Source organism: Paenarthrobacter sp. C1, from assembly GCF_049315185.1.
Lineage (GTDB): Bacteria > Actinomycetota > Actinomycetes > Actinomycetales > Micrococcaceae > Arthrobacter > Arthrobacter nicotinovorans.
In genome coordinates, this window is record NZ_CP186052.1 from 4,290,353 (window position 1) to 4,312,882 (window position 22,530).

Annotated in this window: 21 protein-coding genes; 8 read left to right on the top strand and 13 right to left on the bottom strand. The window is 64.9% G+C overall.

The window, feature by feature from the left end:
- Positions 1-225: 225 nt before the first annotated feature.
- Genes ACNAOU_RS20035 through ACNAOU_RS20045 form a run of 3 tightly spaced genes read left to right on the top strand, consistent with a single transcriptional unit; the run spans position 226 to position 2,937 of the window.
- Positions 226-1,686, top strand: coding sequence for a ferredoxin reductase family protein (locus ACNAOU_RS20035; protein WP_422757587.1), 1,461 nt, complete (start codon positions 226-228; stop codon positions 1,684-1,686).
- A complete protein-coding gene (locus tag ACNAOU_RS20040; protein ID WP_055975281.1) occupies positions 1,683-2,162 on the top strand; it encodes an FMN-binding protein in 480 nt (159 codons plus the stop codon). Before ACNAOU_RS20035 ends, ACNAOU_RS20040 begins: the two co-directional genes overlap by 4 nt.
- Positions 2,146-2,937 carry an FAD:protein FMN transferase gene (locus tag ACNAOU_RS20045; protein ID WP_413306653.1) on the top strand — a complete coding sequence of 264 codons (792 nt, stop codon included), beginning with the start codon at positions 2,146-2,148 and terminating at the stop codon, positions 2,935-2,937. Before ACNAOU_RS20040 ends, ACNAOU_RS20045 begins: the two co-directional genes overlap by 17 nt.
- On the opposite strand, the gene ACNAOU_RS20050 is transcribed toward ACNAOU_RS20045, so the two are convergent.
- The gene (locus tag ACNAOU_RS20050) at positions 2,921-3,688 is read right to left on the bottom strand and encodes an SGNH/GDSL hydrolase family protein (protein ID WP_422757588.1); all 768 of its coding nucleotides are present in this window, start codon (positions 3,686-3,688) and stop codon (positions 2,921-2,923) included. The genes ACNAOU_RS20045 and ACNAOU_RS20050 overlap by 17 nt on opposite strands.
- A gap of 63 nt (positions 3,689-3,751) precedes the next feature.
- The gene (locus ACNAOU_RS20055; protein ID WP_018779924.1) at positions 3,752-4,231 is read right to left on the bottom strand and encodes a MarR family winged helix-turn-helix transcriptional regulator; all 480 of its coding nucleotides are present in this window, start codon (positions 4,229-4,231) and stop codon (positions 3,752-3,754) included.
- Positions 4,232-4,300: 69 nt separating this feature from the next.
- Between ACNAOU_RS20055 and ACNAOU_RS20060 the strand changes: the two genes are divergently transcribed.
- Positions 4,301-4,588, top strand: a complete 288-nt coding sequence (locus tag ACNAOU_RS20060; RefSeq protein WP_416430265.1) for a YciI family protein — start codon at positions 4,301-4,303, stop codon at positions 4,586-4,588.
- Here the strand turns inward: ACNAOU_RS20060 and ACNAOU_RS20065 are convergent.
- The 7 genes from ACNAOU_RS20065 to ACNAOU_RS20095 all read right to left on the bottom strand — a co-directional run bounded on the left by ACNAOU_RS20065 (position 4,564) and on the right by ACNAOU_RS20095 (position 11,655).
- Complete coding sequence (locus ACNAOU_RS20065; RefSeq protein ID WP_416430264.1) at positions 4,564-5,394, bottom strand: SGNH/GDSL hydrolase family protein; 831 nt, start codon at positions 5,392-5,394, stop codon at positions 4,564-4,566. The two genes, ACNAOU_RS20060 and ACNAOU_RS20065, sit on opposite strands and share 25 nt — an antisense overlap.
- Positions 5,391-6,227, bottom strand: coding sequence for an SGNH/GDSL hydrolase family protein (locus tag ACNAOU_RS20070; protein WP_018779927.1), 837 nt, complete (start codon positions 6,225-6,227; stop codon positions 5,391-5,393). Before ACNAOU_RS20070 ends, ACNAOU_RS20065 begins: the two co-directional genes overlap by 4 nt.
- A 252-nt stretch (positions 6,228-6,479) precedes the next feature.
- Entirely contained in the window at positions 6,480-7,535 is a 1,056-nt protein-coding gene (locus ACNAOU_RS20075) for a siderophore-interacting protein (RefSeq protein WP_018779928.1), read from the bottom strand.
- Positions 7,532-8,356, bottom strand: coding sequence for an ABC transporter ATP-binding protein (locus ACNAOU_RS20080; protein ID WP_422757589.1), 825 nt, complete (start codon positions 8,354-8,356; stop codon positions 7,532-7,534). Before ACNAOU_RS20080 ends, ACNAOU_RS20075 begins: the two co-directional genes overlap by 4 nt.
- Before the next feature lies 1 nt (position 8,357).
- Positions 8,358-9,341 carry a FecCD family ABC transporter permease gene (locus tag ACNAOU_RS20085; RefSeq protein ID WP_229778703.1) on the bottom strand — a complete coding sequence of 328 codons (984 nt, stop codon included), beginning with the start codon at positions 9,339-9,341 and terminating at the stop codon, positions 8,358-8,360.
- A 122-nt stretch (positions 9,342-9,463) separates the two neighbouring features.
- Positions 9,464-10,579, bottom strand: coding sequence for a FecCD family ABC transporter permease (locus ACNAOU_RS20090; RefSeq protein ID WP_082499789.1), 1,116 nt, complete (start codon positions 10,577-10,579; stop codon positions 9,464-9,466).
- A 5-nt stretch (positions 10,580-10,584) separates the two neighbouring features.
- The gene (locus ACNAOU_RS20095) at positions 10,585-11,655 is read right to left on the bottom strand and encodes an iron-siderophore ABC transporter substrate-binding protein (protein ID WP_018779932.1); all 1,071 of its coding nucleotides are present in this window, start codon (positions 11,653-11,655) and stop codon (positions 10,585-10,587) included.
- 480 nt (positions 11,656-12,135) lie between these two features.
- Between ACNAOU_RS20095 and ACNAOU_RS20100 the strand changes: the two genes are divergently transcribed.
- Positions 12,136-12,636 (top strand): FBP domain-containing protein, encoded by a 501-nt coding sequence (locus ACNAOU_RS20100; RefSeq protein WP_422757590.1) that lies wholly within the window; start codon positions 12,136-12,138, stop codon positions 12,634-12,636.
- Between the two features lie 77 nt (positions 12,637-12,713).
- Here the strand turns inward: ACNAOU_RS20100 and ACNAOU_RS20105 are convergent, their stop codons facing one another.
- Genes ACNAOU_RS20105 through ACNAOU_RS20115 form a run of 3 tightly spaced genes read right to left on the bottom strand, consistent with a single transcriptional unit; the run spans position 12,714 to position 18,533 of the window.
- The gene (locus ACNAOU_RS20105; RefSeq protein WP_189076741.1) at positions 12,714-16,187 is read right to left on the bottom strand and encodes an ATP-binding protein; all 3,474 of its coding nucleotides are present in this window, start codon (positions 16,185-16,187) and stop codon (positions 12,714-12,716) included.
- Entirely contained in the window at positions 16,184-17,083 is a 900-nt protein-coding gene (locus tag ACNAOU_RS20110; RefSeq protein WP_281445047.1) for a DUF4194 domain-containing protein, read from the bottom strand. The genes ACNAOU_RS20105 and ACNAOU_RS20110 overlap by 4 nt, the downstream gene beginning before the upstream one ends.
- Complete coding sequence (locus ACNAOU_RS20115; RefSeq protein WP_026267467.1) at positions 17,076-18,533, bottom strand: DUF3375 family protein; 1,458 nt, start codon at positions 18,531-18,533, stop codon at positions 17,076-17,078. The genes ACNAOU_RS20110 and ACNAOU_RS20115 overlap by 8 nt, the downstream gene beginning before the upstream one ends.
- A 291-nt stretch (positions 18,534-18,824) precedes the next feature.
- On the opposite strand from ACNAOU_RS20115, the gene ACNAOU_RS20120 reads away from it, so the two are divergent.
- On the top strand, positions 18,825-19,127 hold the full coding sequence (locus tag ACNAOU_RS20120) for a hypothetical protein (RefSeq protein ID WP_018779938.1): 303 nt from the start codon (positions 18,825-18,827) through the stop codon (positions 19,125-19,127).
- A gap of 62 nt (positions 19,128-19,189) precedes the next feature.
- Positions 19,190-21,154: an acyl-CoA dehydrogenase family protein gene (locus ACNAOU_RS20125; RefSeq protein WP_055975316.1), complete on the top strand. Its 1,965-nt coding sequence runs from the start codon at positions 19,190-19,192 to the stop codon at positions 21,152-21,154.
- A gap of 1 nt (position 21,155) precedes the next feature.
- On the opposite strand, the gene ACNAOU_RS20130 is transcribed toward ACNAOU_RS20125, so the two are convergent.
- Positions 21,156-21,563 carry a YchJ family protein gene (locus ACNAOU_RS20130; protein ID WP_422757592.1) on the bottom strand — a complete coding sequence of 136 codons (408 nt, stop codon included), beginning with the start codon at positions 21,561-21,563 and terminating at the stop codon, positions 21,156-21,158.
- 185 nt (positions 21,564-21,748) lie between these two features.
- On the opposite strand from ACNAOU_RS20130, the gene ACNAOU_RS20135 reads away from it, so the two are divergent.
- Entirely contained in the window at positions 21,749-22,516 is a 768-nt protein-coding gene (locus ACNAOU_RS20135; RefSeq protein ID WP_422757593.1) for a hypothetical protein, read from the top strand.
- Positions 22,517-22,530 lie beyond the last annotated feature (14 nt).

A 22,530-nucleotide genomic window follows, 5' to 3' on the forward strand; every position in this document is an offset into this window, starting at 1 on the left:
ATACCGGGCGAATACAGGAATGCACGCAACTTGAGCCCCTAACTACCGGCCAACGGGATGTCAGTCAGACTGACTTCACCACCAACCGGAGCAATTGCACACGATCCGCACTACCTAGCGCCTAACTATTCTACGGGCCAGGCCAAATTAAGACCAATCCGGCATCATACGCCCTCAAAAGCTCTTTCACAGCAGAATGAAAGGAAGCCGGGCGAGTCTTGGGACATGACCTCGTTACTGGCCCCTGATTCTCCGGTGGACAACCCGTCGGCGCCCGGCCGGCGGACAGCACCTGCCGCCGTCGAGCGCTTCCGTCCGCAAGCCCGACGGCGGCTGGCCCGGGCCGATGTCCTGGCTTTCGTCGGGTGGTTGTCGCCGGTTGCGGCGGTGACGCTGTGGCTTGCTGACGGCGGCGCCAGCGGGTTCTCGTCGTTCGCGGCCACCATGACATCGCTGGGGATCGTAGCCGGCTTGATCGGCATGGACCTGGTGTTGTTGATGCTGTTGCTCGCGGCCAGGATCCCGTTCGTGGACAACACAATCGGCCATGACCGCGCCCTGGAAGTGCACAAGAAGCTGGGCAAACCGGCTCTTTACCTGCTGCTGGCGCATGGTCTCATGCTCGCGATCGGCTACGGAGCGGCGGAGGGCCTGGATCCGGTCAGTGAGTCGGTCTCGCTCTGGGTCAACGTCCCGGACATGTGGCTCGCGTTCGTCTCCATGGCACTGTTCGTTGCCGTGGTGGTGACGTCGCTGGTGGCCGTCCGCCGGAAGTTCCCGTACGAATTCTGGTACGCGATCCACTTGCTGACCTATGTGGCCGTTGGCACCGCCATCCCGCACCAGTTCAGTGTGGGCGGGTTGTTCGCGGAAGGTACGTGGCAACGCTGGTACTGGCTGGCTATTTGCATTGCGACCGGCGCCGCACTTCTCCTCTACAGGGTGTACCTGCCGTTGGCAGCGACATTCCGGCACCAGCTCACCGTCAGCCGCGTGGTCCGGGTTGCGCCGGACGTTTTCAGCATCGAAATGACGGGCCTTCAGCTGGAACGCCTGGCCGGTGCCGGGGGCCGCTTCTTCTTCTGGCGGTTCCTCGCTCCGGGACACTGGTGGCAGCCGCACCCGTTCAGCTTGTCGGCGGAGCCCGTGTCCGGCGTCGGAAGCAAACCAGGGAGCTTGCGCATCACGGTGCGGAACCTGGGTGAAGGCTCTGCCCGGCTTGCCCGGATCAAGCCCGGCACCAAGGTCGCCCTTGAGGGCCCCTACGGCATGTTCAGCACGGCGGCACGCACCCGGAACAACGTGGTGATGATCGGCGCGGGAATCGGCATCACGCCGTTGCGGTCGCTCCTGGAATCCACCCCTTTCGAACCCGGCCAGGCCACGGTCCTGCTGCGGGGACACGATGAGTCGGAGCTTTTCCTCGGCAAGGAAATCATGGCGTTGTGCCAGGCACGGGGCGCCACCCTCTTCCACCTCACGGGGCCCCGCTCAGCCGGCGTCCGCTCCTGGCTCCCCCAATCCGCGACGACGGCCGGGTTCACCATCGCCTCCTACGCACCCGGCATCGCAGACGCCGACGTTTACGTTTGCGGCCCCACCCCCTGGGCCGCCTCCGTGATCAGGGAAGTCCGTGCAGCGGGTGTCCCCTCGGAACAAGTCCACTACGAAAGGTTTGACTGGTGAGAATTCGAGCAGCCATGGCAACCGCGCTGGCGTCGGCGGGCATCCTGTTGGCGGGCTGGCAGTCGGGCGCGCACATCGCCGACACCGGCACGGCAACCACCACAAGCCTGGGCAGCAGCGCCAGTGCCGCCGGCGGCACCACCACGGGCACCAGCGGAAGCAGCAGCGCCACCAGCAGCGGAACCAAGACAACAACGACGGCGGCAACGTACGACGGCACGGCCGTCCAGACCCGCTTCGGTACAGTCCAGGTCCGTGTAACCATCCAGGGCGGCAAGATCACCGAAGTCACGGCCCTCCAGCTCACTGACGCCGAACGCAAGTCGGCCCAGATAAGCAGCCGGGCAGCACCCGTGTTGCGGTCAGAAGTCCTCCAGGCGCAATCCGCGGACGTGCAAACCGTCGGCGGCGCAACGGTCACCAGCGACGCCTACCTCACCTCACTCCAGGCAGCCCTCGATGCCGCACACTTCTAGCACCACGCAGCTGCGGGCCCGGACATTCCGCACCATGGGCACCGTAGTGAGCCTGACGGTGGCGAGCGGCCACTACGCCCAAACAGCCGTTGACGAGCTCGAGTCAGCAGCCGCCGTCGTCGAGGATAAGTTCTCTGAACTGGACCTTAGCTTCAGCCTGTACCGGAACGGCTCCGAAGCGAGCAGGCTGGCCCGCGGTGAGCTGACCCTGGCCTACGCCTCCGAGTCCATGCAGGCCCTGTACGCAGAAGCGTCCGAATGGCGGTTGGCAACCGGCGGGGCTTTCACGGCTGAGCGGCCGGATGGCACGTTGGATCTTTCCGGGATCGTGAAAGCACACGCGGTGCGTGAGGCGGCGTTGTCCCTCGAAGCCCTGGGTTTGCGGGACTGGTGCTTGAACGCCGGCGGCGATGTCCTGGTGAGCGGGTCCCCCGAACCGGGGACGGAGGAGCCGTGGCTCGCCGGCATCGTTGATCCGCAGGACCGGCAAGCCTTGCTGGGCGCGTATCCGATGTCGGCCCTGCGGGCACTCGCGACGTCGGGCACGGCTGAACGCGGCCAGCATATTTGGGCCATTGGAGGTGCGGCAACGGAGTTCGACCAGGTTTCCGTGGCCGCCGCCGACATCGTTACCGCCGACGTCCTTGCAACCGCCATCGTCGCCGGCGGGACAAGGACCCTCGATCAGGCTGTTGAAAAATGGAAGGTGGAAGTCCTCGCGGTACGTCGCGACGGGACGCTGCTGGCTACCGCCGGGTTCAGGAAACCGGCCTGATCAGTTCTGCGTACTTGGGACTGAGGCCATCGCCGGAAGACACGCCCCGGAGACGACGGGACACCCACGGCGCTGCCGACTCCCGGAGCCAGCGCGCGTTTGCCTTCAGGGCCTCCACCCTCCCCAAAAGCCGCGCGGGCGCGAGCTCGGGAACGTCGATCACATGCTCGTGTTCCAGGACGTCCAGGACGCGCTTGGCCATGTTGATGTGGCCGGCTGTGGACATGTGCATCCGGTCCTCGCCCCACAGCCGCCAGTCGTCGTATTCGTCGAAGCGCCAGTAATCCACCAACAAGGCGCCGTGGTCCTCCGCGATCTCCCGCACGAGTTCGTTGTAGATCGCAGTGCGGCCACGCATCGCGCTGAACACTTTCGAGCCCTTCGCATCGAAGCCAGTGAAGAGGAGGACCGTGGCACCGGTCGCACTCAACTTGGCGATGCCGGCGTCGTACTCCTCCAACAGCGAGTCGATGTCGATCTTGGGCCGCAGGATGTCGTTCGCCCCGGCGTAAAGGGTCACCAGGGTGGGTTTCATGGCGACGGCGGCATCCACCTGCTCGGCCATGATCTGGCGGAGTTTCCGGCCACGGATGGCCAGGTTGGCGTAGCCGAAACCGGGGTTGCTTTGGGCCAATTGCTCTGCCACGATGTCAGCCCAGCCGCGCACCCCGTTGGGGCGGGTGGGATCGTCGTCGCCGACACCCTCAGTGAACGAATCCCCCAGGGCAACATATCGGGCAGAAAAATCCATGCCGCCAGTCTGCCACTTCAGCGCTCACAGCCACAAAGCCGCTGGTCTGCGCCGGAGAAAGCACTAGGAATCGCGGAGAATCCAGTGGTTGTTGTCCAACCGGGCAACGATTTTCTCGCCGATCCGTGCGAGGTCGGCGACGTCGTCGGGGCTGAGCGAGTCGAGCATCAGCGTCCGCACCGACTCCACATGGGCTGGCGCCAGGGAAACAATGGTGGACATGCCGGCGTCGGTCAGGTGCGCCACCGTGACGCGGGCGTCGCCGGGGTGGGCCTGCCGTTCCACCCAGCCACGTTTCTGCAGTTTGGTGACCACGTGCGAAAGCCGTGACAGGGAGGCGCTTGTCCGGGCAGCGAGCTCGCTCATAGGCAGGTACCGGCCCTCCGTTTCGGAGAGCATGGCGAGCACGTTGTAATCGAACAGGGACAGTTTCCCGGCCGCCTGAAGCTGGGTGTCCAACGCCGAGGGGAGCAAAGTATTGATGCTCAGCAGGGCAAGCCAGGCACGGCGTTCGTCGGCGTTCAGCCACCGGGGTTGATTCATGGGTCCATCTTATGAGAATCCGTCGGCTTCCCGGGTCAAGGCCTGCTGCCCTGGCGATAGGCTGGCTGCATGTTCGTAGTCTCTTTGACCTACAAAGTTCCGGACGAAATCGTCGACTTTCACCGCCCGGGCCATATGGCCTGGCTCAAGGACGCGTTCGACGGCGGGATCTTCCTTGCGTCCGGACGTCGCGTCCCGGCCACGGGAGGCGTGCTGCTGTCCAAAGTGGACAGGCCAACGTTGGATGCCTCGCTGGCCGAGGATCCGTTCTACAGCAACGGGGTGGCCGACTTCGAAATCATCGAATTCACCGCCACCAGCGTGGCCGAAGGCTACGAAAACCTGCTGGACAGTTGAGTTTTCACGGTTTTCGCCGCGCTGGTTCCGAGCCGTTCGGGCAGCACCACCGGCATGAGTTCCGGCCAGCGGGCACCCAGGTGGTCACCGCTCGAAACGCCGCGGACCCGGCGTGAAAACCAAGGTCCGACGTCGCGCCTCAGCCAGGCGACGTCGTCGGCGATGTTTTCGGTGAGGGACTTCGAACGCCACGGCGCCATGACCGGCTCAGAGAGCGAATGCGGCGCTCCCAGGACCTCCAGGACTTTCCTGGCCATGTACCTGTGGCCCGGCGTGGACATGTGCAGCCGGTCGGGAGCCCACATGCGAGGGTCCTGGAACTTTTCAAAGCACCAATAATCCACCAGGAGCGTCTGGTACTTCGCGGCAATCCGCCGGATGTGGCGGTTGTAAATGGCAGTACGGACCTTCAAGGGCTCCAGCAAGGGAGACAGCGGGACGTTGTAGCCGGTGAAGAGCACGATGGTGGCACCGCTGGCTTTGAGGCGCATCACGGCATTTTCGTAATCCCTCATGAGCCGGCCCAGGTTTAGCCGGGCCATGAGGAGGTCGTTGCCGCCGGCGTAGAAGCTGATGAGTGTGGGATTCAGGGCCAGTGCGGGTTCGAGCTGCTCGTCGACGATCCTTTGGAGGCGGCGGCCCCGAACGGCCAGGTTGGCGTAGAGCGTGCGGTCATCGTGCCGGGCGAACTCCTCGGCCACACGGTCAGCCCAGCCACGGCAGTTGTTGGGTAGCCTGCGGTCAACGTCTCCCACGCCCTCAGTGAAGGAGTCTCCCAACGCGACGAATCTCCGCGGCATGGTCATTGTGCTGCCTCCCGGTTTTCCATGAGCTTCTTCAAACCACCCTTGCGGGGGACTTTGACCGGATGCGGCCAGCGGGGTTGCAGCGAATCGCCCAGGGTGACACCGCGCAGTTTGCGCCCGAACAACGGCACCACCCAGTCGTTGACCCAGCGGCGTTGGCGGCGCTCCCATTCACGCAAGGTCAAACGGGTAGGCGGTTCCCATTCCTTGGCCGGGATCTTGTGCGGGACATTGAGATGGTCCAGGACCTGTCCGGCCAAGTACTTGTGGCCGGCCTTGGACATGTGAAGCCGGTCCGGGGACCACATCCGCGGGTCCTTGTAAGCATCGAAGCACCAATAATCCACCAGAACGGCGCCGTACTTGGCCGCTATCTCCCGGACTCTGTGGTTGTACAGGGTATTTCGTTTCTTGAACGGCTCCAGGACCGCGGAAACCTTGACGTCGAACCCCGTGAAGAGCACCACCGTGGCCCCGGTTCCACTCAGCCGCGCAACCAGGAGTTCGTAGTCGGCAAGAAGGGCGTCCATGTCCGTGCCGAAGTCCAGGATGTCATTGCCGCCGGCGTACAGCGTGATGAGCGTGGGCTCCATGGCGAGCGCGGGTTCGAGCTGTTCATCGATGATGTGCCGGAGCCTTTTGCTGCGAACTGCCAGATTGGCGTACTCCCACCCCGGTTGCGCCTTCGCCAGCCTTTCGGCCACCCGGTCGGCCCAGCCGCGCACCCCGTTCGGCAGGATCTTGCTCGGGTCCCCCACGCCCTCGGTGAAGGAATCCCCGATGGCGACATACCGCCGTCGAGCGCTGTTTCCGTCACCGAAGTCGTCCCGCACCCCACCGAAGCTACCCGCCCCCGGTTAAGGCCGAGCCAACCCCAAGTGAACAAGCGTCCGACCCAAGCACGCGGGATGTGAACAAGCGTCCGGAGGTGACGCGGGCACGAGCCGCAGCGGCGGTTTTGCGAAGGAGCGCATCGCGGCCCATCGTGGCGAGGAGGTCGCTTAGCGACCGGAACGCCACCTATGGGTTGTGTCTAAGCGACGGCAAAACCGGCGCTTCGGCGGACTCAACGATGCAGCAGGGGCTTAGCCTTCCGCCTTGCCGCGACGCCAGTAGCCCATGAACGCAACCTGCTTGCGGTCAATGCCAACGTCCCGCACCAGGTAGCGCCGCATTTCCTTGATCACGAACGCTTCGCCGGCAATCCAGGCGTAGAACGGCAGGGCACCTGCGGGCAGTGTCGGGTTCTTGGTGGCTTCGATGGCTGCCGCGTCCATGCGCTGCGGGGTTTCCCAAAGAATGTCCTGGTCTACGTTGACGTCTTCGGGCTCAGGACCTGCTGCGGTTCCGGAACCCTTGATGCCCACCCACCCCGGGACGGGAACTGCCTTGGCCACGGCTTCCTTGAGGAGTTCACCGTGGGGACGGGAGCGTCCGATGGCTGCGCCGCGGGCAAGCCAGGTGATTTCGATGTCGGCGGCGGTGCTGATGTCCTGGAAATCGCCGGCTTCGGGCACCTCGAGGAAGGCATGTCCGGTCATGTCGGCGGGCAGGCTTTCCAGGATGGCGCTGATGGCGGGCACTGCGGTTTCGTCGCCGGCCAGGAGTACGCGCTGCGCCAGCCCCGGCCGCCATTCAATGCCACCGTAGGCGCCGGCAGTGGCGCACTGTGCAGCCCTGTTGTTGGGACCGATGATGGTCAGCGCGTCGCCCGGTTTCGCAGCAAGCGCCCAGTTGGCCGCAGGTCCGCCGTGCCCGGCGTCGTCGAAGTGCATGACGAAGTCGATGTCGATTTCGGGGTACACGGCGTCGAGCCGTTCGGAGCGGACGGTGTAAGTCCGCATGTCCCCACGGACGGACGGGTCCATCGCCAGCCATTCCTGGTACCAGCCGGCCTCTTCCATTTTGAAGGGGGGCAGCGGAATGACGTTGCCGTCTGCGTCGAAGGACGGAATCATCAGCTTCACGCGCAGGTCCAGGGTGTCGCCCGCGACGCCGAAGTCGCGCAGCGAGTAACCGCCGAACGTGATCCGGCGGAAATTGGGGCTCAGTTCCTGCACTGCCGTCACGGTGACGTCGAAGGCGAGGGTCATGGGCTCCACGGCGGCGCTTGCTTTGGCCTGTGTCGGTTGTGCACTCATGAGGCGATCTCCAGTTCGTTGCTTACAGCGGGGCTTGCGTGGTGCCGTCCAATGGGAACGATCAGTGGTGTGCCTGAGATGGGGTCCGGAACCACCCGGGACTCCAGGCCGAAAACGTTGAAGACGAGTTCTTCCGTGACCACGTCGATGGCGGGCCCTTCAGCCACGATGCACCCGCCCTTCATGGCGATGACGTGGTCTGCGTAGCGCGCTGCCAGGTTCAAGTCGTGGAGCACGATCGCCACAGTGGTCCCGCGACGGCGGTTGAGGTCCGTGATGAGGTCGAGGACTTCCACCTGATGCGCGAGGTCCAGGTAGGTGGTGGGCTCGTCCAGCAGCAGGACGTCGGTTTCCTGTGCCAAGGCCATGGCAATCCAGACCCTCTGGCGCTGGCCGCCGGACAGTTCGTCGATGCTCCGCTCAGCGAGTCCAAGGGTATCGGTGGCTTCGAGCGCGCGCTGCACCGCGGCGTCGTCGGCGGCGCTCCAGCTGCGGAAGAAGCCTTGGTGCGGGTAGCGGCCGCGGCCCACGAGGTCACGCACGGTGATGCCGTCCGGCGCGGCAGGGTGCTGCGGCAGGAGACCCAGCGTGCGGGCCAGTTCGCGGGCCGGACGGGAGTGGATGTCCTTTCCGTCCAGCGTCACTGCACCGCCGGCCGGCTTGAGCAACCGCGACAAGCCGCGCAGGAGCGTGGATTTGCCGCAGGCGTTGGCGCCGACGATCATGGTCACTTTGCCCTCGGGAATCTCGGTGGAGAGCCCCTCCACCACCTTGCGCTGCTCGTACTGGAGCGTGAGGTCCTTGGCATTAAGGATGGCCATGTCAGGCTTCCTTTCGGTTGGACGTGACCAGAAGCCACAGCAGGAAGGGTGCACCGAGCGCACCGGTGATGACGCCGACCGGGAGGACGGTTCCGTCCAGGACGACCGGAGCAATGTTGGAGGCGAAGAAGTCGGCAACCAGCACGATCAGCGCGCCAGTGAGGGCCGACGCCGGAAGGCTGGGTTTGCGCACGATGCGGCGGGCGATCGGCCCGGCGAGGAAGGCGACGAAGGCTACCGGTCCGGCGGCGGCAGTGGCGACGGCGGCAAGTCCGACGGCGGTCAGCACGAGTCCCAGCCGGGCGGCGTTGACCCTGATTCCCAGGCCGGCGGCAGCGTCGTCGCCGAGTTCGAGGATGCGCAACGGTCCGGCGAGGACCACGACGGCCGGCAGCAAGACAAGCAAGGAGACCCCCAGAACACCGGCCCGGTCCCAGGTGGCTGAGTTCAGCGAGCCGTTGAGCCAGATGAGGGCGTCGGCGGCAGTCCGGATATCCGCACGGGTCATGAGGAAGTTGACCACCGCGTGGAGTGCTGCGGCGATGCCCACGCCGGCCAGGATGAGGCGGTTGCCTGCAGCGTTGCCCCGGCTGCCCCCGCCCGCGCCGGAGCCGGTGCCGCGGGAGATCGCGTAGATGATGGCCGCGACACCCAGTGCGCCGCCGAGGGCCGCCCCGGAAACGACAGCCCCGGATGCGCCGAAGATCACGATGGCGGTCACTGCCGCGGCGCTGGCACCGTAGCTGATGCCGATGATGTCCGGGCTGGCCAGCGGGTTGCGCAGCATGGTCTGGAAAAGCGCGCCGGCGAGCCCGAAAGCGAGGCCGATCATCGTTCCCACCACAGCGCGGGGCAGCTTGTGTTCCATCACGATGAAGCTGGCGCCCGGGATCTTCTCGCCGCCGGTCAGATGGTTGATGACGATGGTGAAGAAGTCGGGGATGGTCACGGTGTAGCTGCCCAGGAGCACGTACACGGCGAACATCACCAGCAGCGCGAGGCCCAGGAAGAAGGTGGGGCTCAGCACGCGCCGAAGTGGCAGATGATGAGGGTGTTTGGGGGAATTATTGGCATTAAGTGCCGTCTCGGGCGCGGATTTAAGGACCGTCACAGTCCGGCCCCCTTCCCACGGCGAATCAGCCAAACGAACACCGGCGCTCCAACGATCGCGGTCATGATGCCTGCCGGAACTTCGCCCGGGAGGAGGATCACGCGGCCGATGATGTCGGCGGTGATGAGCAGGATGGGAGCCGAGACCAGGGAAAACGGCAGGATCCACCGGTAATCCGGGCCGGTCAGCAACCGGACGGCGTGGGGGATCACCAGGCCAAGGAAGCCGATGGGGCCGGCCAACGCAGTCGCCGAACCACACAACAGCACGATGCCCAGTGCCGTGATCCCGCGTGCCAGTCCGACGTTCTGGCCCAGGCCGCGGGCAATGTCATCGCCCAGGGCCAGGCTGTTCAGGACGCGCCCGCCGCCCAGGACGATGACCGCGCCAACAGCCAGGAATGGCAGCGCAGGCAGCAGGACGGACCAGTCCCGCCCGCCGATGCTGCCCACCTGCCAGAAACGGAAACGGTCCAGGGTGTCCTGGCTGGAGACAAGAATGACGTTCATCAGGGAGAACAGACCCGCGCTCAACGCCGCCCCCGCCAAGGCGAGCTTGACCGGCGTCGCACCGTCGCGCCCCCGGGACGCTATGGCATAAACGACGACGGCGGCTGCCGCGGCTCCGATGAAAGCGAACCAGATGTAGCCGGTCAGTGAGCCGATGCCGAAGACGTAGATGCCAACAACCACGGACAAGGCCGCGCCGGCGTTGAGACCAAGGATCCCCGGGTCGGCCAGCGGGTTGCGGGCGACGCCCTGCATGGCAGCCCCGGCGAGGCCAAGTGCAGCGCCAGCCAGGAGGCCCAGGACGGTGCGGGGAATCCGGGCGATCACCACAGCGTGGTTGCCGTCAGCCGGATTGAAGTTGGTGAGGGCCTCCCACACCGTGGTGAGGGGAAGGCCGCGCGCGCCGATCGCCAACGATGCGGCACTTACTGCGGCGAGTACGACGACGGCCAGCAGCAGCCAGGCGGTGCGCTTGCCTGCTGCGCTCCGGGCCCCGGTTCCCCTACCGGATGCCGAAGCGTCAGGGGAGATGCCTCCCGGGCCAGCCGGCACCATGCTGCCGCTGCCCCGCCCCTGGACGGCCGTCGTCGTACTCAGTTTCATTGCAGTTACTTGCCTGCGGCTTCTGCGGCCTTACCCAGCTGCGGCAGGAACGTATCCAGTGCCCACGGCAGGCTCAGCGGCGAGGAAGCGGAGATGGAGAGCGTCAGGGTCTGGTCCGAATCGGCAACCAGTGCGCCCTTCTTGATGGCCGGGATCTGGCCCAGCAGCGGGTCGGCCTTGATGGCGTCGGCCGTTGCAGCCTCGGGAACCCAGGTCACGAAGATGTCGGAATCAAGCTCGTTGGCCTTTTCCGCGGACCACGGGATGAAGAATTCCGTGTTCGACTTGGTGTTTTCCGTAACGACGGGGGCCAGCTTCATGCCGATTTCGGAGAGGAACCGGGGGCGGTTGTCGATGGCGGTGTAGACGTTGGCGCCGTCACCCTTGGCGGGCTCGAGGTTGCCGTAAATGAAGGTCTTGTCCTTGATCTGCGGGTACTTGGAAACCTTGTCCTTGATGGTGGCTTCGGTGTCTTCGACCAGCTTCTTGGCTTCGGCTTCCTTGCCCAGCGCCTTGCCGATGATGGTGGTGCTTTCCTGCCACGGCGTACCGTAGGCCAGTTCCGGCTGCGCCACGACGGGGGCGATTTCGCTGAGCTTCTTGTAGTCAGCCTCTTCCAGGCCCGAGTAGGCAGCCAGGATGACGTCCGGGTTGAGCTTGGCGATCTCGGTGAAGTTGATGCCGTCTGCCTCGGAGTACTGCACGGGAGCCTTGTCGGTGCCGAAGCCGGCGCCGAGCTTCTCCAGCGCTGCGTCCTTCCACGGGGTGGAGCCCTTGTCGTTGTTGCCCCACTCGTTCTTGGGAACGCCAACCGGAACAACACCCAGGGCGAGTGCGACGTCGTCGTTGACCCACGAGACGGTGACTACGCGCTTGGGCTGTTCCTTGATGGTGGTCTCACCGAAGACGTTCTTGATGGTCACGGGGAACGCGGCGGACTCGGCCTGCTCGGTTGCCGGCGTCGACGTGGCCGGTCCTGTGGAGCAGCCAGTGAGGGAAAGGGCGACGGCGGCCAGGACGGCCGTCGCGGTACCTGCGGTTTTCAGCAGGGCGCGGCGTGGGAGAAGGGATGCCACGGTACTCCTTAGGTAAGTGATGCGAACCTAAGTAAGGCTAGCCTACCCTCCCGATAATTACGAAACGTTTGCGTCACCTAATCTCCAGGCCTGGGCAATGCGGGACGGAATTGCCCGTTTTCGGGGGCTTTTACGGGCCACAACTGACCCCGGGTTGCTGTTGGTTGGGTTTAGGATGGTCGATGGCGGAACACCGCTTCCTGGAAACGACGAGGGGATGAGCGTGCGCACTGTTTCAGTTGCTGCAGCCATGGTTGGCGAGGTGGCCGTTTTGGCCTGCTTGTCACTCCCCTGCACGTCGGCATCTCTCTAGGTTTCCGGGCACAGCAAAAACCCGGCCGCAGGGCACTTTCCTTGCCTTGCCATTTCCTCGTTTGGTGACCGACGACTCCTGCCATCCCGCAACACTGCCCGTGGCCGTGCCGGCAGAGGCACGCCCAGGCACGCGGACGTCGACCACTTTTCGAAAGAAGCTTTGCCATGCAGAAAATCACTGCCCAACAGATCCGTTCATCCTTCATCAACGCCAGCCGCTCCGAGGCAGCGAAGGCCAATCTTCCCCGCGATTTCGACACCATCGACTGGGACAACCTTGAATTCCTGGGATGGCGCGACGAGAAGATGCCCCAGCGCGGGTACCTGGTGGTCCCCCACCGGGGCAAACTCACGGGGGTCATGCTCCGCGCCCCGGAGGGAGGCTCCGGCAAGAAGCGGGTGGTGCTGTGCGAACTGTGCCGGGACGTCTTCTCCAAGGACGACGTCTACCTCTGGGTTGCCAAGAAGGCCGGACAGTCCGGCAAGGACGGGAACACCGTGGGCACCCTGATCTGCGCCGAGTTCGGTTGCAGCGCCAACGTGCGCAAGGAACCACCGGTCAATGAGATCAACCCGGACCCGGCCGTCGTCGTGGTTCGGCAAATCGCAGGCCTGGAGTCCAGGACGGAACAATTCCTGGACCGGGTCCGCGACGTGTCAAAGTAGCGCCCTGGAGCAACGCGGGGTCACTTTTGGCCCATAAAGGGCCTCCCAAAGGGCCATAAGTGACCCCGCGTTGCTTTCTAGCGCAGGACGATGTCCACCGGGTTGGCTTCGGATCGCCATGCGCCGGGTTCGCCCGGCCCTGCGATAACAGGAGCCGTGAGGACGCCCGAGCGGTTGGTCCGCTTGTCCCGCAGGATCTCCGTGACGGAGCCGAGGTGCCGTGACAGGTCAATGACGTTTTCGGGCGCGGCCAGCAACAGCTGGAAGCCGAATTCGTGGAGTGCCTTGATGCCCGCACCCGCGAACTCCTCCGAGGCCAGCACGAACGCTTCGTCCATCATCACGGTGCCGTAGGTGGTGAAGCCCTGCTCGGCGATGCCCAACTGGTAGCTCAATGCAGCAGCCATGATGAAGGCCGTGAACCGTTGGCGCTCACCGCCTGACATGGAGCCGGTGTCGGCGTGCATGAAGACTTCGGTTTTCTTCTTGCCGGTTTTGGAGGCGCCGGCCTTCCCTTGCTTTGCCACCTCGCGGTGTTCCTTGCACTGGATGAAGACGTGTCCGCGGACGTCCAGCACTTCGGCACGCCAACGTCGATCCTCCGGCGTTTGCGATCCGAGCCGCTTCACCAGCGTCTCCAGCGATTTATACCGGGCGGTGAGCTCGGCGTCGTCGTCCGTTTCGGCGGAACCAGCGGCCGAAGCGCCGCGCGAGGGCCGTGTGTGTTTGGTTTTCAAAGCGTTCTGGATGGCGTCCTTGAAGACCTTGGCCGTTGCCGGCAGCGTCTGCTTGATATCCAGTTCCAGGAAGCTTCCCTCGTGGAAATTGACCTCGGACAAGATGCCGTTGAGAGGGAGGATGCGGCTGGTGATGCTGCGCCGTTCCTCATCGAGAAGGTGCAGGAGCGTACTGAACGACTCGTGCGTGCGTTGGTTGAAGAACAGCCTGAACTCGGCTTCCTGTGCGGGCAGGCCGTCGCTCACGATCGCGTGGTAGCGGGCTTCGAAGTCGCCTGCGGCTCCAATTGAGGTGCCGTGGTCGGCGCTGATGGCGCTCCCCCAGTCGCGGACGAACGCTTCGAACATGCGCGTCAGGCGTTCGGCAGTCGCCTGGCTCCGGGATTCGGCCGCGTGCAACTCGTCCAGGAGTTTGTTCCGGACGCTGTTGGCCAGGTTGTCCAGCTCATACAGTTCGGAGACGTCCGCGACGCCGTCGAAGTACGGTTCCAGCGCGGTGACGGTAGAGGCCGACGGCGGTGACTGCTCAAGCTTGAGCCTCGCCGCATCCAGCAGCCCGTCAGCCGTGGTCATCTTGTGGTCGAGCGCTTTGTATTCGCTCTGCAGCACAGCCGCCACCCCTGTGGAGGACTGGTGCTTTTCCCTGACGGCTTCGATGTTGGCACGCAACGGCTCGAGGTCCGCCTGGGCGGCCAAAGCATCCACCAGCCGTTGCTCTATCCGTGCCAGCTCGTCCGCGGCAACGGCAGCCGAAACCTGCTCCCACGGCCGCTCGTCTTCAGCCACACGCCGCAGGGCTTCCAGTTGGCGGGCCATGCCTTGGTGCGAATCCTCACGGCTTTGGGCCAGTTCGGCAGCCTTGGCCAGCTCATTCTCCAGCTCGCCCACGCGGGCAGCGACGAGTTCAAGCTTGGAAGCGTTATCGAAGCCGAGGACGTAATCCTGCCGGCTGGTGAACCGGTCGTCCTTCTCAACGGTGTGCCGGTTCCGCTTCACCACGCCGCCCAGGCTCAGGCCCTTGTCCATCGAGGCAAGCTCGTCCGGGTCCTCGACACACGGATACGCAAAGTCCAAGGCGATCCGCTCACGGATCCATTCCCCGGCGTCGGCGTTTGCGCCCGAGGTGAGGATGCTCAACTTCGTCAAGAGGTCGCCGTCGGACACGTCCTCCACAGCCAGCGCCCCACCGGCAAGCGGCTTGGAGACGTCCACCGCGCGCAGCGCGCCCCGAACAGTGTTGTCGTTCAGGTATCGCGTGACGGCAGCAAAGTGCTCCCCCGGAACCAGCAAGGTGGTGGCCAGGTTGCGCAGGGCCCGCTCCGCCGCGGGCCGCCACTGGTCCTGCCCCTCCGCGAGGTCGATCAGCTCGCCGCCAAAAGGCATCCGTTCTTCCGGAACGCCCGTCGCGGCCGCGATGGCGGCCCGGTTTTCAATGCTCGACGGCGGCAGCAGGGACTTGCGCGACCGCAGCGACAACAGTTCCTGCTGGGCCGCAGCCAGCTCACGCTTCTTGGTCGCGTGGCCATCGAACGCCTCGAAACGGAGTTCCTTCAAGGCCTCCGAATCGTCTTTCAACTCGATCGAACGGGCGGCGGCCTGCTCGTGCGCCTGGTCCCAGCCCTCGGCGGACCATTCCAGGTTCAGCCCGGCGTCGGCCAGCGCCTTCCTGGCCGAGTCCTCAACCTGCTGGCGCAGCTTCAGGCCAACCTTGGCGTTCTCCAACGACTGCTCAATGGCCGAAATGGCGTTGCCACCGCGGTTGTTGTAGTCCAGCTCAAGGTCCCGCAACTCCTTGGCCAGGGCATCGCGGACCACACGCTCGGCGGCGAGTTCCTGCGCCTTGGACTGCGCCAACTCCTTGAAACGGGCCAACGTCTTGGCGTGCACCGTGACAGCGAGCTGCTGCTTGTAAGCTTCAAACTCTTCGCCGGCCAACTCACGGAGGCGGTTGGCGTCCAGCAAGGCCTGGGCGTATTCCTTGTTCAGGCCCGGCACCGGAGCCAATTGGTCGCGCTGCAGCCGGACATCCTCCAGCCGCTGCCGGATCGACATCAGGTTGCTGAATTCCTCCACGACGTCGTCCGCCGCAGCCAGCGTGGCCGGGGCATCCAGCACCTGGTCCCGGAAGAACGTGTTGACGCTGCCGCCCAAGCCCTTGCCGGCCTGGATAACGCGCAGCAGCGGAAGCGCCTGGTCCGAGTTGATACCCAGGAGCCGCCGGAACCGCTCGGCGAACGCCTTGTGGACGTCGAACACCTGACCGTCCGGGAAGATCGATTCCAAGGCACTCCTGGTAAACCGCTTCTGTGCGATCCCCTCGATCGCTTCGAGGTCCAGGGGCTTGCTGTCGATCACATAGAAACGCCCAACGCTCGACTCCGTGCCGTTTTTCGGCAGGTCGAACAGCGCCGACACCGTCACTTTGGTGCCGGCTGCGTTATCAAACGTCAGCGCGACGGCGGACCAGGTGGCACCGGGGCGCTGGAAGGCACTGGCCGAACTATCCCCGACCGCCTTGTCACCGACCTTGCCGCGCATGTAGGTGAACGTGGTCCTCTTGTCCTCCACAGCCCCGCCGGACCGCTGGGCAGCAGCCTCGTTCGACCGCGGGCGGGCATCGAAAACGCGGAGCATGGCATCAAAGAGCGTGGACTTGCCGACACCGGAATTGCCGGTCAGCAGTGTGCCCTTGCGGTCCACGTGCATGGTATGGGCGCCATGGAAGGTGCCCCAGTTGACCACCTGGACGAGGGCCAAACGCATCTGGCCCGGATTCGTGAGCTCGCCGAGCGGGAGCATGCTTGCGATGGTCACTTGGCTGCCTCCTCTGCTGCTGGGTCACTGTCCGCGGCGGTACCGGCGTCGTCGTCCCCGTCTTCGGAAGTGGGGCTGGAGTCAGCTTCCATATCCAGCAAAGGCTCCGTGCCGGATTCGTCCGCTGCTACTGCCACGAGGGCCTCTATGTGGGCCGGGATGTCGCCGATGTTTTCGAAGGGGAGGGCCAATGGGAGGGCATTGCTGATGGTGTACGTGTCATCCAGCGGGGTGGGGAGGAGAAGTTGCCGGGCGAGGAGTTTGGTGATGGTGCGGGTGACCACGTCGGAGTCGCGCAGGGCATCCTGTTGGCCGGCGGGGGTGTAGTTCGCTACGAGGTCGGAGATCTCTTCGCGGGTGATCGTGGGGTCGGTCTGGGCTGTGACGTGGCGGTCCAGGAGGAGGCGCAGCCGGAGCAGCACGATGGTTTCGACGCGGCTCAAAGCACGCTGCTGGCGGAGGATGCTGGAGCGGGAGCTCGCCCCGATGATTTCCGGATCAACGGGTCGCAGGACAGCGATCTTGCGGTCGTGGTCCAACTGGAGCGTCAGGAAGAGTTCCGAGAGGCGGCTTCGGAGAATCAGCTGGTTGTCCAGGAGGGTCGTCCACAGCTTCTCGTCGCGGGCACCGTCAACGTAGGGACCTTTAAGGAGCTTCACCAGGGCATGGCGGACTTTCATCGGGAGCACGCCGGTGTCGCCGGGGAAGAGCGCGGCGCCGTCCACGAAAGTGTCCCGCGGCGTGATCCGGAACGGGTCCGGGTGCTGGGCGGTCTCATCGGGCACCGCAACGGTGTCCTGCTCAGCTTCGGTGTCCCGCTCCGTTTCGGTGTCCCGCTCCGTTTCGGTGACGTCCTCCGCTTCGGTGATGTCCGTCGTCGTGATGTCCTCAGTCATTGGAATCCTCATTCAGCGTGACGACAGGCAGGTACGCGGTGCGGATGCTGCCGTCGATTTGTTCGAAGTCGATGTGTTCCCAAGCGGCGCGGTCGAAAGCCGCGCCGGTCTGCAATGCCATGGACAGGAGGGTCCGGACGCTGTTGATGTGCCGTTCCTCCGCGGGCAGGTTTTCCCAGGCCTCACCCAACGTGGCCGAGCCCGCCATGGCCGCCCGCACAACATCGGGGCGCGCTTTGCCGGTGCGGGCCGAACGGACCCTGTCCGAGTCGCTGAACGCTATGGGGTCGGCCAGGCGCGGGGGCGTGGCGAACTCGTCCGGGTCGAACAGCTTGACCATGGCCAAGGACTCGAAACCGGCGTTGAAGAGCACAGGTCCAGGCACCAGGCCGGGCCGGTCGCGTTCGTAAGGCAGGGAACGGATGGCCTGTTCGGCTTCGGCCAGCACTTTGCGGAGACTAACCGACTGCCGGACGTCGTCGCTCTGGATATAGGTGTTGAGGCTTTCCGAGAGCTTTCCGTAAATCCGCTGGATCTGGCTGTGCTGGTACCGCAGTTCCGCGACGAGGTTTTTCAGCGTTTCGCGGTCCTCGTGGGAGAGATCGTCCGCAAACTGCCTGCTCAGCACCTCGCCGATGGCCGAGCGGAAACGCAGCTGCTGTTGCGGATCCTCAAGGAAGGCGGTGAAGGAGCGGAAAGTACGTCCTTCGGGGCTTTGCCGAAGCCGTTTGTCGGCCTCCAGAACCTGGGCCATGGTTGCGCCCTTGCTCAACGACTCTTCGATGATCTGGTTGCGGAGCTCCCCCACCAGTTCCTCGATACGGTCACGCATTTTCTTGTAGTCCGCGGGCAGGCTTGCGGCGAGGTCAAGGATGTTACCGGCAGCTTCAACGGCTTCTTCGTCGTCAAGGAGGCCGTCGAATTCGCCGGAACTGATGTCCTCCACCAGCTGCTGGCGCTCGTGGATTTCCTCTTCCAGGGCCTCCAGGCGCGCGCTCTGGTCCGGGTTTGTTTCGTTGGCCAGCTTCTCCACATCGCCGAGCAGCGTGCCGAGCCTCGAACCGTTCAGTGTGGAACGTTCGCTGGAGAGGCTGTCGAGGAAAGCGAGCACACGCGCTGCGGGCTCGGTGACCTCGTACACGATCCGGCCCGACTGGTTGCGTCGCGTCAGGAACTGCTTGCGCGTCCATTCGTCACCGAACAACTTGCCGTTCTGCTGGCCGCCAAGCGCAGGATCCTGGCGCCGGAGCTGCTCAAGGAAAGCGTCGACGTCGGCGTGGAACTCTTCTAGCGGAAGCTGCGGCCTGGTGCGGGTAAAGGAGGCCTGGAGGACAGCGATGACCCACGGCGCCGAGCGCGTCAGGGCCCACGCGGGACCCTTGGTCAGCTGTTCGAGGTCGCGGAGCCTCGCGCCGATTGCGTCGGCGGAGGACATGGCTGAACGGGACAACTACTCTCCTTCAGCTGCTGCGAAACCTGGCTGGCAGCGGAAACTGCCCCGTACAAGGTTAACGCAGAGCGTCGCGGAGGCGTCGAGCGGGCCGGAAGTACCGCCGTCGGGGGCTTCAACGCAGGCCGGCCGCAATCATTCCGTGACTTACGCGCCGGTACGGTTTCGATCGCATATCAACGCCGCAATGACGCGCGTCAGCACTGGCCGGAAAGCACCCCCGCCCCTAATGTCAGATCATCGACGCCGCCACGCCGCGTCGACTCACGCAATGTCGCTCCGGGGGGAACCATGGATTTCGATTTCACTGCGCTGGAAACAGGCACATACGTAGTTATTGGAACGCTGTTCTTCGCTGTAATCCTGGCCGCATTCATTGCGGCCGCAGCAATGGCAACGATCGTCCTGATCGGAGCCATGGGGACGGCCTGGTACATCGTCAAAGCCGTCCTTGGTGGCCTTGTCCACGGCATTAATTTTGCCTGGGACAGCCTGGTCCACCACGCCGGACAGGTGGAAATTCCGGCGGAATTCCAGCCCCAGGTTTCCTCTGGCACGGGTAGCTACCCGCGGGTAGCATTGAGGGACAGCTGAAGGGTTCCCACCCACGGCGGACCCTGGCTCCATCCGGCACAACCGGCTAGAGGAGTTTTCCCATGACGTCCGCTACAGACAGCAGTCTCACCGCCGCAAGCGTCAATGCCACAGCAGAGGAAGCCCGCGCCGTCGCCGAGGCTGCCCGCGAAACTGAATGGAACCGGCCAAGCTTCGCCAAAGGCCTGTATCTGGGCAGCTTCGACCTCAGCCTGATCCACCCCTGGCCACAAGCCAAAGCGGACGACGTGGAACGGGGCGAGGAGTTCATGGCCCGGCTGCTGGCGTTTGCCAAAACAATGTCCGGCCGGCAGATCGAACGCGACGCCAGGATTCCGGACGAGTATCTGGCCGGGCTCGCTGAGCTTGGCGTGTTCGGCATGAAGATCCCACGCGAATACGGCGGACTGGGCCTTTCCCTGGTGTACTACGGCCGGGCCCTCGCCCTCCTGGGTTCAGTCCATCCGAGCCTGGGTGCGCTGATTTCCGCCCACCAATCAATCGGCGTCCCCGAGCCCGTCAAGGAGTTCGGCACGCCGGAGCAGAAGAAGGAATACCTGCCGCGCTGCGCCGCCGGCGCCATCACGGCGTTCCTCCTGACAGAACCCGACGTCGGCAGCGACCCCGCCCGCATGGGCGCCACTGCCGTACTTTCCGACGACGGCGGTTCTTACCTTCTGGACGGCGTGAAACTCTGGACCACCAACGGCGTGATCGCTGAACTCGTTGTGGTCATGGCCAGGGTCCCGGCCCACACCGATCCTGATGGAACCGAGCACAAGGGCGGCATTTCCGCTTTTGTGGTGGAGATGGACTCGCCCGGCATCACGGTGGAGAACCGGAATGCCTTCATGGGCCTGCGTGGCATCGAGAATGGCGTGACGCGCTTCCACCAGGTGCGGGTGCCTGCCGCAAACCGGCTCGGGCGGGAGGGGCAGGGGCTCAAGATCGCCCTCACCACCCTCAACACGGGGCGGCTTTCCATCCCCGGCCTCTGCGTCGCTGCTGGAAAGTGGAGCCTGAAGATTTCCCGGGAGTGGTCCAACGCCCGGACGCAGTGGGGCCGCCCAGTGGGCAAGCACGAGGCCGTGGGCAAGAAGATCGCCTTCATCGCAGCCACCACTTTTGCGCTGGAGGCCGTGTTTGAGCTCTCCGCCGAGATGGCCGACGCCGGCCAGAAAGACGTCCGCATCGAGGCCGCGCTGGCCAAACTGTGGTCCACCGAACTGAGCTGCAGGATCGCCGATGAACTGGTGCAGATCCGTGGCGGCCGCGGCTTCGAAACCGCCGATTCCTTGGAAGCCCGCGGGGAACGGGCAGTGCCGGCCGAACAACTCCTCCGGGATCTTCGCATCAACAGGATCTTCGAGGGTTCCAGCGAAATCATGAAACTCCTGATAGCGCGCGAGGCAGTGGACGCACACCTCGCCGCCGCCGGCGACCTCGCATCGGCGGACGCAAGCCTGCAGGACAAGGCGAAGGCCGCCGTCGGGGCCTCCGGCTTCTACGCCCGCTGGTTGCCCAAACTGGTTGCGGGCGCCGGGATGGACCCTCGGTCGTACGCCGAATTCGGGCGGCTCGCCAAGCAGTTGCGCTTTGTTGAACGCTCCTCGCGCCGCCTCGCCCGGCAGACCTTCTACGGGATGGGACGCTGGCAGGCCAAGCTTGAGCACAAGCAGGCGTTCCTGGGCAGGATCGTGGACATCGGGGCCGAGCTGTTCGCCATGGCCGCGTGCTGTTCACGCGCCGAGTCGCTGTTGCGGACCCGCCCGGAACAAGGCGCGGCTGCCTTCGAGCTGGCTGAAGCATTCTGCGAACAGGCCCGTGTTCGGGTGGATGAGTACTTCGACCAGCTATGGCGCAACACCGACGACGGCGACCACGACCTCTCGCGGAAAGTCCTCGACGGCGACTACGCCTGGCTGGAGGCCGGAATCCTGGACCAATCCGAAGGAACAGGCCCCTGGATCGGCGACGCCTCCCCCGGCCCCTCGACCAAGGAAACCCTCCACCGCAAGTACCGGTGAGCTATTGGAGCACGTCCCCGTCCACGTAGTACCAACGCTTGCCTTCCCGCACGAACCGGGAGAGTTCGCGCTGGACGCCGCGTTCGCCGTCGGACCTGTAGTGCGCCGCGAACTCAACGGTGCCCGCCGAGTCGAGCGGGCCGCCGTTGCTCGTGGAAAGGATGTCCAACCTGCGCCACTGCAGGTCCGGGTCCAGGTCCATGGAATCCGGGCGGGTGGAGGAATGCCACGTCCGCAACAGATACCCGGGCTCAAGGACCACGAAGGCCGAATACCGGGATCGCATAAGTTGCTCTGCGGTGGGCGCCTCGGCCTCCCCGCGATGGAACCGGCCGCAGCATTCGTCGTACTGCTCGCAGGAAAGGCAGGGGCAGGCACCGTTGCGGAGCCGGGTGTGGTCAGGGGTCACGACGCGCCAATCTGGGCTGTAAATGAGAGCTGGGCAACATATTTTCGCATGCGAGATAACAGGTTCGAAACAACCCTGCCAGAGTGGGCTGCGGCGCGTGATTCCGTCGGTGCGGGACCTTACGCTAGATAAGCAAGCTGGGTGGGCAATGCGCGCATCACAAAACGACAGCCAGGGGAGGCTACGTGGAGGATCCGACAACACTCGCCATCAACCTGACGTATTTGGGGACGCTGGGCCTGGCTCTGCTGATGTTCCTCGGCCTCGGGTTGATTGTCATCATCACTCTGGTGGTTGCCGGAGTGGGACGGCTGGTGTCTGTCATCCTCCTGGCGTTGATTGGCGTCTTCCCCAAGAAGGACACCACTCCCATCGTGCACCTTCCCGCTCGGCCCGGATACGTGCCGGACCCGGTCGTCGGCGCGGACGCTGTTGACGGCGCAGCTGAGGAATCGGCCCCTGTTGCGGCGCCGATCGCGACGCCGGTTGCCGCGGCGCCTGCCGCGCCATCGCCTGCCGCGCCCAAGCGGGACTTGCTCGGAGTGACCCGACGCCGGATCTCAGGTGCGTCGGCCGCCGTCAAGGACGGCGCATGGAAATCAAAAGTGGACCCCCGGAAGCTGCCCAAACCGGCCGAGGTCAAGTCCGCCGTCGAGCACCAAACTGCGCACCACCCGATCGTCGTGGCCGCTGCCAAGGAACCGCCGGTCCTGTCGAAGGACTGGGCGGATGCGGTTGCTGAAGCCGACCGACGCGAGGCCGAACGGGCCAAGGCCCAGCAGCCACCGCCCATCAAAGTGACGGTCCGCGACCTCGACGAGCCCACGCCGTCGTCAAAGAGCCCGGCACCGGTCAACCCGCCAAAGAAGCAGGGCCCCGGGACGCCCCCGAAGGGGAAATCCCAAGGCCCCACCAAAAAGGGATCCCTCAGCGGCGCTGCCCGAAACTCCTAGCTCGGCGTGCCGGG

What these genes read in the sequence shown, in the direction of transcription:
- ACNAOU_RS20100 (WP_422757590.1), top strand. Translation starts at nt 12,136, where the DNA reads ATGCAGAAAATCACTGCCCAACAGATCCGTTCATCCTTCATCAACGCC.
- ACNAOU_RS20080 (WP_422757589.1), bottom strand. Translation starts at nt 8,356, where the DNA reads ATGGCCATCCTTAATGCCAAGGACCTCACGCTCCAGTACGAGCAGCGC.
- ACNAOU_RS20055 (WP_018779924.1), bottom strand. Translation starts at nt 4,231, where the DNA reads ATGAATCAACCCCGGTGGCTGAACGCCGACGAACGCCGTGCCTGGCTT.
- ACNAOU_RS20120 (WP_018779938.1), top strand. Translation starts at nt 18,825, where the DNA reads ATGGATTTCGATTTCACTGCGCTGGAAACAGGCACATACGTAGTTATT.
- ACNAOU_RS20090 (WP_082499789.1), bottom strand. Translation starts at nt 10,579, where the DNA reads ATGAAACTGAGTACGACGACGGCCGTCCAGGGGCGGGGCAGCGGCAGC.
- ACNAOU_RS20085 (WP_229778703.1), bottom strand. Translation starts at nt 9,341, where the DNA reads ATGTTCGCCGTGTACGTGCTCCTGGGCAGCTACACCGTGACCATCCCC.
- ACNAOU_RS20050 (WP_422757588.1), bottom strand. Translation starts at nt 3,688, where the DNA reads ATGGATTTTTCTGCCCGATATGTTGCCCTGGGGGATTCGTTCACTGAG.
- ACNAOU_RS20065 (WP_416430264.1), bottom strand. Translation starts at nt 5,394, where the DNA reads ATGACCATGCCGCGGAGATTCGTCGCGTTGGGAGACTCCTTCACTGAG.
- ACNAOU_RS20125 (WP_055975316.1), top strand. Translation starts at nt 19,190, where the DNA reads ATGACGTCCGCTACAGACAGCAGTCTCACCGCCGCAAGCGTCAATGCC.
- ACNAOU_RS20075 (WP_018779928.1), bottom strand. Translation starts at nt 7,535, where the DNA reads ATGAGTGCACAACCGACACAGGCCAAAGCAAGCGCCGCCGTGGAGCCC.
- ACNAOU_RS20035 (WP_422757587.1), top strand. Translation starts at nt 226, where the DNA reads ATGACCTCGTTACTGGCCCCTGATTCTCCGGTGGACAACCCGTCGGCG.
- ACNAOU_RS20060 (WP_416430265.1), top strand. Translation starts at nt 4,301, where the DNA reads ATGTTCGTAGTCTCTTTGACCTACAAAGTTCCGGACGAAATCGTCGAC.
- ACNAOU_RS20045 (WP_413306653.1), top strand. Translation starts at nt 2,146, where the DNA reads ATGCCGCACACTTCTAGCACCACGCAGCTGCGGGCCCGGACATTCCGC.
- ACNAOU_RS20110 (WP_281445047.1), bottom strand. Translation starts at nt 17,083, where the DNA reads ATGACTGAGGACATCACGACGACGGACATCACCGAAGCGGAGGACGTC.